The organism is Phenylobacterium sp., from assembly GCF_046463815.1.
Classification (GTDB): Bacteria; Pseudomonadota; Alphaproteobacteria; order Caulobacterales; family Caulobacteraceae; genus Phenylobacterium.
Map to the genome: position 1 here is coordinate 1 of NZ_JBKBRO010000003.1, position 12,018 is coordinate 12,018.

General features: G+C 71.2%; 14 protein-coding genes. 10 read left to right on the forward strand and 4 right to left on the reverse strand.

Annotation, left to right across the window (positions count from 1 at the left end; genetic code table 11):
- Positions 1-43 precede the first annotated feature (43 nt).
- Positions 44-451, forward strand: a complete 408-nt coding sequence (locus tag ACK4TT_RS02140) for a DUF3574 domain-containing protein (RefSeq protein ID WP_410212278.1) — start codon at positions 44-46, stop codon at positions 449-451.
- Here the strand turns inward: ACK4TT_RS02140 and ACK4TT_RS02145 are convergent.
- Positions 448-1,236, reverse strand: a complete 789-nt coding sequence (locus tag ACK4TT_RS02145; RefSeq protein WP_409641130.1) for a thioesterase family protein — start codon at positions 1,234-1,236, stop codon at positions 448-450. The two genes, ACK4TT_RS02140 and ACK4TT_RS02145, sit on opposite strands and share 4 nt — an antisense overlap.
- 293 nt (positions 1,237-1,529) lie before the next feature.
- Complete coding sequence (locus ACK4TT_RS02150) at positions 1,530-3,335, reverse strand: patatin-like phospholipase family protein (protein WP_409641127.1); 1,806 nt, start codon at positions 3,333-3,335, stop codon at positions 1,530-1,532.
- Between the two features lie 63 nt (positions 3,336-3,398).
- On the opposite strand from ACK4TT_RS02150, the gene ACK4TT_RS02155 reads away from it, so the two are divergent.
- Both ACK4TT_RS02155 and ACK4TT_RS02160 read left to right on the forward strand, forming a co-directional pair.
- A complete protein-coding gene (locus tag ACK4TT_RS02155; protein WP_409641124.1) occupies positions 3,399-4,241 on the forward strand; it encodes an enoyl-CoA hydratase-related protein in 843 nt (280 codons plus the stop codon).
- A 19-nt stretch (positions 4,242-4,260) separates the two neighbouring features.
- The gene (locus ACK4TT_RS02160) at positions 4,261-4,671 is read left to right on the forward strand and encodes a DUF1489 family protein (RefSeq protein WP_409641121.1); all 411 of its coding nucleotides are present in this window, start codon (positions 4,261-4,263) and stop codon (positions 4,669-4,671) included.
- A 21-nt stretch (positions 4,672-4,692) separates the two neighbouring features.
- Here ACK4TT_RS02160 and panC read toward each other — a convergent pair whose 3' ends face one another.
- On the reverse strand, positions 4,693-5,544 hold the full coding sequence (gene panC / locus ACK4TT_RS02165; RefSeq protein WP_410212279.1) for a pantoate--beta-alanine ligase: 852 nt from the start codon (positions 5,542-5,544) through the stop codon (positions 4,693-4,695).
- A gap of 140 nt (positions 5,545-5,684) precedes the next feature.
- Between panC and ACK4TT_RS02170 the strand changes: the two genes are divergently transcribed.
- Both ACK4TT_RS02170 and ACK4TT_RS02175 read left to right on the forward strand, forming a co-directional pair.
- Complete coding sequence (locus ACK4TT_RS02170) at positions 5,685-6,518, forward strand: division plane positioning ATPase MipZ (RefSeq protein ID WP_410212280.1); 834 nt, start codon at positions 5,685-5,687, stop codon at positions 6,516-6,518.
- Between the two features lie 4 nt (positions 6,519-6,522).
- On the forward strand, positions 6,523-6,948 hold the full coding sequence (locus tag ACK4TT_RS02175) for a J domain-containing protein (RefSeq protein WP_409641112.1): 426 nt from the start codon (positions 6,523-6,525) through the stop codon (positions 6,946-6,948).
- 65 nt (positions 6,949-7,013) lie between these two features.
- Here ACK4TT_RS02175 and ACK4TT_RS02180 read toward each other — a convergent pair whose 3' ends face one another.
- On the reverse strand, positions 7,014-8,288 hold the full coding sequence (locus ACK4TT_RS02180) for a D-alanyl-D-alanine carboxypeptidase (protein WP_410212281.1): 1,275 nt from the start codon (positions 8,286-8,288) through the stop codon (positions 7,014-7,016).
- Positions 8,289-8,564: 276 nt separating this feature from the next.
- On the opposite strand from ACK4TT_RS02180, the gene ACK4TT_RS02185 reads away from it, so the two are divergent.
- The 5 genes from ACK4TT_RS02185 to ACK4TT_RS02205 all read left to right on the forward strand — a co-directional run bounded on the left by ACK4TT_RS02185 (position 8,565) and on the right by ACK4TT_RS02205 (position 11,926).
- A complete protein-coding gene (locus ACK4TT_RS02185; RefSeq protein WP_410212282.1) occupies positions 8,565-8,999 on the forward strand; it encodes a phasin family protein in 435 nt (144 codons plus the stop codon).
- 92 nt (positions 9,000-9,091) lie between these two features.
- Positions 9,092-9,553, forward strand: a complete 462-nt coding sequence (locus ACK4TT_RS02190) for a RidA family protein (RefSeq protein WP_409641103.1) — start codon at positions 9,092-9,094, stop codon at positions 9,551-9,553.
- Entirely contained in the window at positions 9,550-10,296 is a 747-nt protein-coding gene (locus ACK4TT_RS02195; RefSeq protein ID WP_409641100.1) for a glycerophosphodiester phosphodiesterase, read from the forward strand. The genes ACK4TT_RS02190 and ACK4TT_RS02195 overlap by 4 nt, the downstream gene beginning before the upstream one ends.
- Positions 10,293-11,456, forward strand: a complete 1,164-nt coding sequence (locus tag ACK4TT_RS02200; RefSeq protein WP_409641097.1) for a GNAT family N-acetyltransferase — start codon at positions 10,293-10,295, stop codon at positions 11,454-11,456. The genes ACK4TT_RS02195 and ACK4TT_RS02200 overlap by 4 nt, the downstream gene beginning before the upstream one ends.
- A 35-nt stretch (positions 11,457-11,491) precedes the next feature.
- A complete protein-coding gene (locus tag ACK4TT_RS02205) occupies positions 11,492-11,926 on the forward strand; it encodes an HIT family protein (RefSeq protein ID WP_409641094.1) in 435 nt (144 codons plus the stop codon).
- The last annotated feature ends 92 nt before the right edge of the window (positions 11,927-12,018 follow it).

A 12,018-nucleotide genomic window follows, 5' to 3' on the forward strand; every position in this document is an offset into this window, starting at 1 on the left:
ACGAGATCCGGCGCTACCTGATCGGACGGGAGCTGTTGGGGGGATGATCCGGCGGGGGGCGCTTCTTCTGGCTCTGGCCTCGGGGCTCGCGGGCTGCGCGAGCACGGTGGAACAGGCGGCCTGTCCGGCCGGCCAGGAGCGCCTGCGCACGGCCCAGCTCTTCCTGGGCGGCAAGGCGGCGGGTCGCCCGCTGCAGGCGGCCGAGCTCGGCCGCTTCGTGGACCAGGAGATCACCACGCGGTTCCCCGACGGCGTCACGGTGCTGGACGGCGGCGCCCAGTGGCGTGGGCCCGAGAACGCCCTGATCCGCGAGGCGCAGAAGGTGGTGCTGATCGTCCTGCCGGCCGACGGGGCGCCCAGGCGGATGGACGCGGTGCGGGCCGCCTACAAGACCCGGTTCAAGCAGGACAGCGTGGTCTCGGTGACCCAGGCCGCCTGCGTGGCCCACTAGCGCGGCTCGATCACCAGGGACTGGGTCGCGCTGCCGAAATAGCCGTCCAGGTCGGCCAGCCGCGTGATCGCCAGGCCCGCCCCGTCGGGCGAGATCCAGCTTTCGGCGTTCGACAGGATCCACTCGCCCCGGGGCGCGCGGGCGAAGCTGACGGTCAGGTCGCCGTTGATGAACGTCCAGGCGTCGAAAGGCAGGATCGACGAGATCCCGTTGGTGAAGTCCGCCACGGCCGCCGCCCGCATGGCTGGGCTGATGGCCTGGCCCAGGACGGTCGGGCGGTGCTGCCGGAACCACACGGCTCCTGGGCCGGGAACCTCGAAGCCGCCGCGCACGCGACGCATCTCGAAATTGTCGCCGAACTTGTTGATGGAGCCCGGCCGCGAACTGGTCACTCCGCACTCGGACGGCGGCGGCGCGTCCAGCGCGGGGAGGTAGTCGCCCGGCAGGTCGAGTTCCGCCGTGCGGACCTTGAGCACCTGGGCGCGGGTCACCTCGACGCCGCCGGCGGTCAGGCGGACCTGCACGAGCTGGATCTTGCGGCCCTGGCGCAGGACCTCGGTCTCGACGCCCAGTCCGCCCACCGGCACGGGCCGCAGAAGGTCGATGGTCAGGCGCGCGATGCGCATGGGACCCGGGGCCTCGACCTGCTCGGCCGCCCAGGCGACCAGGGCCGACGGCGCGCCGCCGTGCATCATGCCGGGGTTCCAGGGGCCGGCGGCCCATTCCGTGGCGCGCGCGATCATGTGCGGCGGCGCGCCGGAGACTTCGAAGACGGCGTCGGTCATGGCCGGGGGCCATACTGCGGTGGCGCTGGGGAAGGAAAGCGGGTTTCCGCGCGAGGCGGATGCGCGAAAGGCCGCCCGTTGTCGGGGCGGCCTTTCCATAGTCGGTCCGCGGAACGGCGCCGAACCTATGCCAAAGCAATGACTTAGGCGCGGGCTCCGAAAGCGGAGGCCCAGGTCACGGTCACCGAACTACGGGTGGAACTATGAGACACTGGATCACCTCCTTTCAGCTGTTGAACAGGACAGTCCGAATATGGGGCGCGCCGGGCGGGGGCGCAAACGGCTCAAGGGCGCTATTCCGCCGCAGCCGAGGGCGCCGCGCGAAGAGGCGCCGAGAGCGGGCGCGTTGACGCTTCCTCGCGCAAGCTGGGGCGGCGGCGCAGCTCGGTGACCGGTCGGGGCAGCTTGTCGAGCGCCTCCAGGGTGGCCCGGTAGCCCGCCTCCACGGCCGTGTCGTAGGCCTTCCAGTCGCGGATCTCGATCTTGGCCACGTCGGGCATGACGAGCACGTCGGTGGCCTCGCGCGCGGCCGCCAGATCCCGGCCCGTCGAGACCGTGGCCGTGCGCATCAACAGCGAGACGATGGGCGGGCCGTTTCGCCACTCGCCGGTGCGGAACCAGCGCCAGATGGAGGAGGGCCGGGCCACGTCCTCGGCGGTGATGCTGCGCGCGGTGGTCACGTCCACGCCGACGATGGGGCCGAGCTGGCCCGCGCGCATGACGTCGGCGGGGAAGTTCTTCATCACCGCCCCGTCCACCAGGACGTTCACCCCGTCGGTGGCGGGGGGCAGGACGCCGGGGAGCGAGATGGTCGCCCGGAGCGCCTTGCGCAGCAGGCCGCGCCGGTGGAGCTGGTAGGCGCCGGTGGTCAGGTTCGAGGACAGGCAGAAGAAGGGCAGCCAGAGGTCGGCGATGTTCACGTCGGCGAAGTGGTGGGCCAGGCGGTCGCTGACCTTGACGCCATGGGTCATGGCCAGGATCGGAAAGGCGATATCGTCGAGGGGGCTCGTGTCCACGAAGGCCTCGCGGATGCGGCGGTCCATCTCGGCGTCGTCCCAGCCCATGGCCACCCCCGCGGCCACGATGGCCCCCATGGAGACGCCGCCCACGAAGTCGATGGGCACGCCGCGCTCGCGCAGGGCCTTGACCGCGCCGATGTGGGCGTAGGCCCGCGCCCCGCCGCCCGACAGCACCAGGCCCACGGACTGGCCGGTCAGCACCCGGGCGAGCCGCTGGATGTCCTCGGCCGTGGAGCGGCGCAGGTGGAAGAGGCGGGCGGCCCCGGTGGCGTCCAGCCACGCCTCCGACCCGCGGGGGCGCACCGTCCCCGCCGGCTGCAGCAGGATCAGGTCCACGAGCTGCTGCCCCTGCAAGGGGGAGCCCGCCAGGTCGGCGCCGGCGTCCCGGGGCGGCCCCTTGTCGCCGCGCCCGATGCGGAAGAGGCGATCCACCTGCCGGGTCACGACCTGGCGCCAGCCCCTGTCCTCGGTCTCGGCGACGTAGAGGACGAAGTCGTGGGTGCGCTCCACCTCGGAGAACCACTCGGTGGGCGCGCTGGCGGCCTCGGCGCCGACGGTGGTGACGGAATAGCCCAGGCTGGCGATCTCGCGCTCCAGGCGCTCCACCGTGGGCCTGAGCATCCCCGGCTGGCCGACCGGGAGGAAGCCGAACACCGAGGGCTCGCCCATGGGGCCCCGCGTGGCCGCCTGTCGCGTGCGCAGGATCATCAGCCGGGCGAGCTCAGTCATCACCGAGGCGTCCTCCTCGCAGGCGTCGAGGAAGACGTCGCGGGGCAGGGCGAAGATCTCGGAATCCCGGAGCGCCACCACGTCGGCGGAATGGGGCACCCCGGCCACCAGGGCCATCTCGCCGGCCGGCTCGCCCGGGCGGATGACGCCCAGGAACAGCGGCTCCTGGCCCTCCTCGCGACGGAACGCGCCCAGCCGGCCGGTGCGCACGATATAGAGGTGGTCGGCCGCCTCGCCGGCCGCGTAGAGCTTCTGTCCGCCCGGCAGCGAGAACCAGATCGTCGCCTCCCGCGCCCGTTCCCGGCGGAACAGGCGGGCCAGCGCAGAATCGGCCGGTATCTCGGGCAGCATGGGGAAGCCTAGCGCCGTCGCCCGCCCGGGGCTATCAGCTTCCCCGGAGAAGGAGTCCCGCCCATGTCCAATCCCATCGCCGATCCGCTGGTCGAAGGCGCCGACGTCAGCGCCACCTCGAATCTCGTGCGGTTGGATGCCACCGCCGAGGGCGTGGTCATCGTGACCCTGAACCGCCCGGAACGGAAGAACGCGTTCAACGCCGACCTGATCTCGGCCATGGAGGAGGCGTTCCGGACGCTGCACGGCCAGGAGCACGTGCGTGTGGTGTTCATCCGGGGCGCGGGCGGCACGTTCTGCGCCGGCGCCGACCTGGAATGGATGCGCGCCGCCGCCGACCGCACCGAGGCCGACAACCGCGACGACGCCATGCAGATGGCCGTGATGTTGAAGACCCTGTGGGACATCCCGGCCCTGACCGTGGCCCTGGTCGAGGGCGCGGCCTTCGGCGGCGGGGCGGGCCTCGCGGCCGCCTGCGACCTGGCGATCTCCACCGCCGACGCCAAGTTCGCCTTCTCCGAGGTCCGCCTGGGCCTCGTGGCGGCCACCATCAGCCCCTATGTCGTCCAGGCCATCGGCCCGCGCGCCGCGCGCGGCCTCTTCGCCACCGCCCGGACCTTCGACGCCGCCTACGCCGAGCAGATCGGCCTGATCACCGAGGTGGTGGAGGGCGCCGCGGGCCTCGACAAGGCGATGGACCGGGTCATCGACCACATCCTGTCCTGCGCGCCGGGTGCGGTGGCGGACTCCAAGCGCCTCGTGGCCGAGGTCCACGGCCGGGCCATCGACCACCGCCTGATGGAGATGACCGCCCACCGCATCGCCGCCGCCCGGGTGGGCGAGGAAGGCCAGGAGGGCGTCCGCGCCTTCCTCGAACGCCGCAAGCCGAGCTGGACCGCCGGCTGAGGCGCGCGGACGGGCCGCCATGCCCCTGCACATGATCAAGCTGGTGGTCGGCTGCGACGGGATCGAGGACCTGCTGGCCTGGCGCAACGCCCATAGCCGCCCGGGCGAGCCCTGGATCCTGCGCACCCGCCAGACGCCCAAGCGGGCGGCCGAAATGACCGACGGCGGGTCGGTCTATCGGGTGTTCAGGGGCGTGATCCTGTGCCGCCAGCGCATCCTGGCCATCGACACGGTGGGCGAGGGGCCCAACGCCCGCTGCGAGGTGACGCTGGACCCGGACCTCGTGCGGGTCGCGCCGACGCCCCGGCGGGCGTTCCAGGGCTGGCGCTATCTGGAGGCCAGGGATGCCCCGCCCGACCTGGACGAGGAGGCGTTCGGCGAGATTCCGCCCGAGCTGGCCCGCCAGCTCCGCGAGGCCGGCGCCTGGTAAGGGTCTGACGGGCGGGCGGTCTCAGACCGCCATGTTGTCGATGAGGCGCGTGCGGCCCAGGACGGCGGCGGCCAGGATGCGCGCCGGCCGGCCTCCCAGCGGGCCCGGGCCCAGGCGCGACAGGTCCTCGGCGTCGCGGACCTCCACATAGTCGATCCGGCCGAAGCCGGCGGCCTTCAGGGCCTCCACGGCGGCGGCCTCGGCGGCGTCGATCCGGCCGCCGTCGCGAAGGGTGGCGATCGCCTCGCGCATGGCCTGGTTCAGCCGCGCCGCGGTCTGCCGTTCCTCGGGCGTCAGATAGGCGTTGCGGGAGGACAGCGCGAGGCCGTCCTCCGCCCGGGCCGTGGGCGCGCCCACGATCTCCACCGGCATGTCCAGGTCGCGCACGAGCCGGCGGATCACCTGGAGCTGCTGGTAGTCCTTCTCGCCGAAGACGGCGACGTCGGGCTGGGCCTGGTTCAGCAGCTTGCTGACGACCGTGGCCACGCCCTGGAAGTGGCCGGGCCTCGCCTGGCCGTCCAGGGGTTCCGAGACGCCCGCCACCGTCACCGTGGTGGAGAAGCCCCGCGGGTACATCTCGCCGACCGTGGGCGCGAACAGGAGGTCGCAGCCGGCGCTCTCCAGAAGCCGGGCGTCGCGAGCCTCGTCGCGCGGATAGGCTTCGAAGTCCTCGTTCGGGCCGAACTGGGTGGGGTTGACGAACACGCTGGCCACGACCCGCTGCGCCTTGGTGCGCGCCAGGCGCACCAGCGACAGGTGCCCCTCGTGCAGGGCCCCCATGGTGGGGACGAAGCCCACGCGCTCGCCCGCCCGCTTCCAGGCGGAAACCTGGGCGCGCAGGTCGGCGACGGTGCGGACGATCGGCAGAGGCATGGGCGGCTTATGGCCAGAGGCGGCCCGCAAGTCCATCCACAGGGCCGCGACCACGGGCGCGTTGACGCGACTCTTCGCGGCGCGCTCACGTAGCGCAGGTGAGTCGGTCGACGGCTCGGGACTGTGGGAGTTTTGGGGCGATGGGTCAGGCCAGCGTCATCGTGGTGGGCAACGAGAAGGGCGGGGCGGGCAAGTCCACCATCGCCATCCATATCGCGACGGCCCTTCTGCATGGAGGGGCCAAGGTGGCGGTCCTCGACCTCGATCTGCGCCAGCAGACGCTGAACCGCTTCTTCGCCAACCGGAAGGCCTGGCTGGCCGCCAACGGCGCCGAGGCGCCCATGCCGGCCGAGCACGAGATCAGCGGCGCCGGCGACGCGCTCGCCAAGGCGCCCGACGCCGACCAGCTCGCCCGCTTCGAGGCGGCCTTCGCCGAGGTGGCGGACAAGGCGGACTTCGTGCTGATCGACACCCCCGGCAGCGACACGGCCATCAGCCGCGCCGCCCACGGCCTGGCCGACCTCATCGTCACGCCGATGAACGACAGCTTCGTGGATTTCGACATGCTGGGCGTGGTCGACCCGGTCACCCTCGAACTGAAGCGCCACAGCCTGTATTCCGAGACCGTGTGGAACAGCCGCAAGGCCCGCGCCACGGCCACCCGCAAGCAGATCGACTGGGTGGTGCTGCGCAACCGCCTGGCCCCCACCGAGGCGCGCAACCGCAAGCGCCTGGACGAGCGCGTCGAGGCGCTGTCGCGCAAGGTGGGCTTCCGCGTGGGGCCGGGCCTGCGCGACCGGGTGATCTACCGCGAACTCTTCCCGTTCGGCCTGACCGTGGCCGACCTGTCGCCGACCATCCGGCCGGTGGCCATGTCGCTACAGCACGTGGCCGCGCGCCAGGAGCTGCGGGCGCTGATGGGCGCCCTGGGCTTCACGGGCCTGGACGAGAGCGAGAAGATCGCGGCGGAATAGCCGCATGCTCTATCTGGCCCTGGGCTTCGTGGCCCTGGCGCTCTTCCTGGCGGCGAGCGGTCGCCGAAAGCCGGTGCTGAAACGGCGGGAGTGGCGCTTCCTTTCCGGCGCCTTCGCCCTGGCGGCCTTCACCGGCGCGGCGTGGCTCGGCGTGCGCGGCGCCTGGGGCTCGGCCATCGTGCTCGTGGTGGTGGGCCTGGGCTTCGCCGTCTCGACGCGGCGCGCCGGCATGGCCCCGCCGCCCGCGTCCTCGGGCCGCATGAGCGTCGCCGAGGCGCGCCGCATCCTGGGGGTGGAGGAGGGGTCGACCCGCGAGGAGATCCAGGCGGCCTACACGCGCCTGATGCGCCTCGCCCACCCCGACCGGGGCGGCACGGCGGGACTGGCCGCCCAGCTCAACGCTGCCCGCGACCGCCTGCTTTCGAAGTAGCCCCGAACGAAAACGGCGCCGCCCCTGCGGAGGACGGCGCCGCTTGCCCCCATGCAGCTCCCCGGTCAGGCGCTGGGCGCCAGGACCATGCAGGGCTGCTTCTTGGCCTTCAGCGCCTGGCAGGCGGCCTTGGCCGATTTCTCCGTGAAGCCCGAGAAGCGCGACCGATACTTGCCGCCGGCTTTCTCCGTCAGCCCCTTGGCCGACCTGAAGTGCTGGCCGAACTTCTTCTCGACGATGGCGAGCTGCTCCTTGGCGTCCGAGCGCGAGTTGAACGAGCCCACCTGGACCGTCCACTTGCCCTGGGCGGCCTTCTTGCCCTCGACGATCTCGATCTTGGAGGCGCGGATCGGCGGGGCGGTCGAGGCCAGCACGATCTTCATGTCGCCGTCGTCGTTGTCGCCCTGTTCGCGGGAGGTCTGGGCGCTGGCCATGGTGATGGGCGCCTCGAAGAAGTTCTGGGCGACGCGGATGTCCTCGCCCCGCGCGCGGCGGTTCATCACGTCGAAGCCGGTGAGCAGCAGGCTCTCGGCGCTGGCGTCCCGGCTGGCGACGGTGGGGCCGCCCAGGACCACGGCGATCAGACGGCGGCCGTCGCGCACGGCCGAGACGGCCAGGTTGAAGCCCGAGGCGTTGGTGTAGCCGGTCTTCAGGCCGTCGACGCCGTACATGCGGTGCAGCAGGCCGTTGTGGTTGCGGAGCTGCTGGCCGCGGAAGTTGAAGTAGGTCGTGCTGAACAGCTTGTAGTACTGCGGGTAGTCCCGCATGACCGCCCGCGACAGGATGGCGATGTCGCGCGCCGTCGAGGTCTGGCGGCTGTCGGGCAGGCCCGAGGCGTTGGCGAAGTGGGTGTTCGTCATGCCCAGTTCCTGGGCGCGCAGGGTCATCAGGGCGGCGAACCGCTGCTCGGTGCCGCCCAGCTTCTCGGCCAGGGCCACGGCGGCGTCGTTCGCCGACTTGGTGGCGAGCGCCTTCATCGCCTCGTCGACCGAGATGGAATCGCCGGCCCGCACGCCCAGCTTGGTCGGGGCCTGGGCCGCTGCGCGCGGCGAGAAGACCACCCGGTCGTCCAGGTCGATCTTGCCCGACGCCAGCGCCTCGAACGTCAGGTACAGCGTCATCACCTTGGTGATCGAGGCCGGATAGCGCAGCGCGTCCGCGCGGTTCTCGTACAGGACCTCGCCGGTCTTCGCGTCCACGACGATGGCGGCGTACTTCGACGAGGTCTGGGCCAGGCGCTGGTAGGGGACCTGCGCCTGCGCCGCGGGGGCGAGGGCGCCGAACGCGGCCATGGCGGCCACGCCCAGGGAGAGCACAAGGCGGCGGGCGTGCTGGAACATGCTTCCGTCCGTCGTTTCAAAGCGTTGAGGCGACGCGAGCGCCGCCGTGAGACTCGCTACAATGACAGCCGTAGCCTTTCATCAGAGTAAACAGGAGTTGAACGGGCGAAATGCCGCGCCTGTGGACGAAGTGGGCAGGCCGGCCATTGTGCAGTGCACAAAATTTGCTTGACTGCTGCACTGCAGCATGAGAGAAGGGAGCACGTTCGTTGGGGCCCTGCGCCCCGAAAGTCGCCTGCCGCGTTCCACCCCACCCTCCTGTCAGGAGTTCGCACCATGGCCGCCGCCGAAGCCGCGAAGACCACCGTCGAACAGTTCACCGCCGCCACCAACGTCGCCTTCAAGGACGGCGTCGAGAAGACCCTGGCCGCGCTGAACGAAGCCAACACCCACTCCAAGAAGAACCTGGAAGCCGTGATCGCCTCGGTGACCGCCGCCACCAAGGGCGCCGAAGCCCTGGGCGCCCAGGCCATGGCCTTCTCCAAGGCCGCCTTCGAGAATCAGGTGAACGCCGCCCGTTCGCTCGCCGGCGCCAAGAGCGTCCAGGAGGTGATGGAGCTGCAGACCGCCTTCGCCAAGACCGCCCTCGAGACCTACATGGCCGAGGTCGGCAAGATGTCTGAGACCGTGTCGGCCTCGGTGAAGGACTCCATGAAGCCCCTCAACGAACGCGTCACCGCGGTCGTCGAGAAGCTGCAGGCCGTCCGCTAAACGGCGACCCGTTCAGTACCCGCGTAATTGAGGGGCCGGCCCGCGAGGGCCGGCCCTTTTCTCATGGCCGGCCGGGCGCTACAGGTTCGGCCATGTCGCAAGTCGAAGACCGCCTGGCCAAGCTGGGCATCACCCTCCCGCAGCCCAACGCCCCTGTCGCCAACTACGTGCCCTTCGTGCGCGTCGGCGACCTGCTGCACATCTCCGGCCAAGTGTCGGTGGACGCCTCGGGCGGGATCAAGGGGATCGTGGGCGAGGACGTGGACGCCGAGACCGCTAAGGCCGCCGCGCGGCTCTGCGGGATCAACCTGATCGCCCAGATGAAGGCCGCCTGCGAGGGCGACCTGTCCCGCGTGGTCCGGGTGGTGAAGCTGGGCGGCTTTGTCCAGGCCGGCCCCAGCTTCTTCGACATCCCCCAGGTGGTGAACGGCTGCTCCGACCTGATGGTCGAGGCCTTCGGCGACGCGGGCCGCCACGCCCGCTCGGCCGTGGGCGTCTATCGCCTGCCGCTCAACTTCGCCGTCGAGGTCGACGCGGTGGTGCAACTCTCGTGAGGGACCGCTTCGGCGAGGCCTGGGACCTTCTCTTCCACCCGCCGATCGCGCACCGGGGGCTCTGGAGCCCCGACGGCCCGCCCGAGAACTCGCTGGGCGCCTTCCAGGCCGCCTGCGCCGCGGGCTATGGCATCGAGCTCGACGTCCACCTCTCGGCCGACGGCGAGGCGGTGGTGTTCCACGACGACACGCTGGAGCGGATGACCGGCCAGGCCGGCCGCTTGCGCGACCGCACGGCCGCCGATCTCGCCGAGCTTCGCCTGAAGGGTTCGGACGAGAAGATCCCCACGCTGCTGGAGACCCTGGCGCTGGTCGGCCGGCGGGCCATGGTCCACATCGAGCTGAAGACCCCCTACGGCGAGGTCGGGCCGCTGGAGCAGCGGGTGCACGAGGTGATCGCCGACCATAACGGCCCGCTCTGCGTGATCGGCTTCAACCCCTATTCCCACGCCTGGTTCGCCGACCGCTATCCGAACGTCCTGCGCGGCCTCGACAGCTATTCCTACGCCAACGCCGAGCACATGGGCTCCGAGCAGCGGGCGGCCCTGGCGAACCTGGAGCACGTCGCCATCGCCCGGCCGCACTTCCTGGCGCTCGGCCTCGACATGCTGCCCAGCGCCCGGGCCGCCGAACTGCGGGCGGAGGGGATGCCGGTGGTCGCCTGGACGGTGCGCCGGCCCGAGCAGTGGGAGGCCGTCAAGGACGGCTGCGACAACCTGATCTTCGAGGGGTTCCGGGCGTGAGCCTCAAGCCGGCGGTGAAGGTGTCCCGCCGCATCGCCGAGATCGGCCGCGAGGCCTGGGACGCCTGCGCCGCCAACCCGGCCCACCTGGGCAATCCCTTCGTCCTCTTCGACTTCCTGGACGCCCTGGAGCAGACGAACTGCGCCGTGGAGCGACAGGGCTGGGGGCCGCACCACCTGTCGGTCGAGGATGCGGAGGGCCGGGTGGCGGCCGTGATGCCGCTCTACCTGAAGTCCCACAGCCAGGGGGAGTACGTCTTCGACCATGCCTGGGCCGACGCCTACGAGCGGGCCGGCGGGCGCTACTATCCCAAGCTCCTGTCGGCGGCGCCGTTCACGCCGGTGACGGGGCCCAGGCTGCTGGTGCGGCCGGACGTGGACGCGGGCGAGGCGAGGGGGCTGCTCCTGGGCGGGGCGCTGACCGTCTGCGAGCGCTACGGCGCCTCGTCGCTGCATGTGAACTTCCCGACCCGCGAGGAGTGGGCCTGGATGGGCGAACAGGGCCTGGGGCTTCGCGAGGGCCAGCAGTACCACTGGGAGAACCGCGGCTACCGCGACTTCGAGGACTTCCTGGCCGCGCTCTCCTCCGGCCGCCGCAAGACCATCCGGCGCGAGCGCCGGGACGCCCAGAGGACCGTCGAGATCGTCCGCCTGACCGGCGCTGACCTGACCGAGGAGCACTGGGACGCCTTCTTCGGCTTCTACATGGATACCGGTTCGAGGAAGTGGGGGCGGCCCTATCTGACGCGGGCCTTCTTCTCGGAACTCGGCGAGCGGATGGCCGCGCGCGTGCTGCTGATCCTGGCTCGGCGCGAGGGGCGCTGGATCGCGGGCGCGCTGAACCTGATCGGCGACGACTGCCTCTACGGCCGCCACTGGGGCTGCGTGGAGGACGTCCCGTTCCTCCACTTCGAGCTCTGCTACTACCAGGCTATCGAATGGGCCATCGAACGCGGCCTCGCCCGCGTCGAGGCCGGCGCCCAGGGCCAGCACAAGATCGCCCGCGGCTACCTGCCGACCGCCGTCCATTCCGCCCACTACATCGCCGACCCGGCCCTGCGTGGCCCCGTCGAACGCTTCCTGGAGCAGGAGCGGGCGGGCGTGGAGGAGGAGATCGAGTGGCTGGCCGAGGAGTTCTCGCCGTTCCGGCAGGACGGCTGATTTGCTACGACCCTAGGCCTTACCAGGAGCGGCCCATGCTGGACGGAACCTACGACCCCGACAACATCTTCGCGAAGATCCTGCGCGGCGAGATGGGCTGCGCCCGGGTGTTCGAGGACGATCATGTCTTCTCGTTCATGGACGCCTTCCCGCAGTCCAAGGGGCACACGCTGGTGATCCCCAAGCATTCGACGGCCCGCAACCTCCTGGAGGAGGAGCCCGAGCGCCTCTCGCACCTGATCCTGGGCGTCCAGCGGGTGGCCAAGGCCGTGCGCGCGGCGCTGAACCCCGACGGCCTCGTGATCACCCAGTTCAACGGGGCGCCCGCCGGGCAGACCATCTATCACCTGCATGTCCACATCATCCCCCGGTGGGAGAATGTGGCGCTGGGCCGCCACGCTTCGGGCGGCGTGGCCGACATGGACGAACTCAAGGCGCTGGCCGAACAGATCGCGGCGAAGATCAGCTGACCCGTCCTTCTCCCCTTGCGGGAGAAGGTGGCCGGCGGAGCCGGTCGGATGAGTGGTTTCTCAGAAGCCTGATACGAAGAGGGGCCGCGCGG

Bases quoted from the DNA above. Each gene is read 5' to 3' on its own strand.
- ACK4TT_RS02140 (WP_410212278.1), top strand. From the start codon at position 44: ATGATCCGGCGGGGGGCGCTTCTTCTGGCTCTGGCCTCGGGGCTCGCG.
- ACK4TT_RS02145 (WP_409641130.1), bottom strand. From the start codon at position 1,236: ATGACCGACGCCGTCTTCGAAGTCTCCGGCGCGCCGCCGCACATGATC.
- ACK4TT_RS02150 (WP_409641127.1), bottom strand. From the start codon at position 3,335: ATGCTGCCCGAGATACCGGCCGATTCTGCGCTGGCCCGCCTGTTCCGC.
- ACK4TT_RS02155 (WP_409641124.1), top strand. From the start codon at position 3,399: ATGTCCAATCCCATCGCCGATCCGCTGGTCGAAGGCGCCGACGTCAGC.
- ACK4TT_RS02160 (WP_409641121.1), top strand. From the start codon at position 4,261: ATGCCCCTGCACATGATCAAGCTGGTGGTCGGCTGCGACGGGATCGAG.
- panC (WP_410212279.1), bottom strand. From the start codon at position 5,544: ATGCCTCTGCCGATCGTCCGCACCGTCGCCGACCTGCGCGCCCAGGTT.
- ACK4TT_RS02170 (WP_410212280.1), top strand. From the start codon at position 5,685: ATGGGTCAGGCCAGCGTCATCGTGGTGGGCAACGAGAAGGGCGGGGCG.
- ACK4TT_RS02175 (WP_409641112.1), top strand. From the start codon at position 6,523: ATGCTCTATCTGGCCCTGGGCTTCGTGGCCCTGGCGCTCTTCCTGGCG.
- ACK4TT_RS02180 (WP_410212281.1), bottom strand. From the start codon at position 8,288: ATGTTCCAGCACGCCCGCCGCCTTGTGCTCTCCCTGGGCGTGGCCGCC.
- ACK4TT_RS02185 (WP_410212282.1), top strand. From the start codon at position 8,565: ATGGCCGCCGCCGAAGCCGCGAAGACCACCGTCGAACAGTTCACCGCC.
- ACK4TT_RS02190 (WP_409641103.1), top strand. From the start codon at position 9,092: ATGTCGCAAGTCGAAGACCGCCTGGCCAAGCTGGGCATCACCCTCCCG.
- ACK4TT_RS02205 (WP_409641094.1), top strand. From the start codon at position 11,492: ATGCTGGACGGAACCTACGACCCCGACAACATCTTCGCGAAGATCCTG.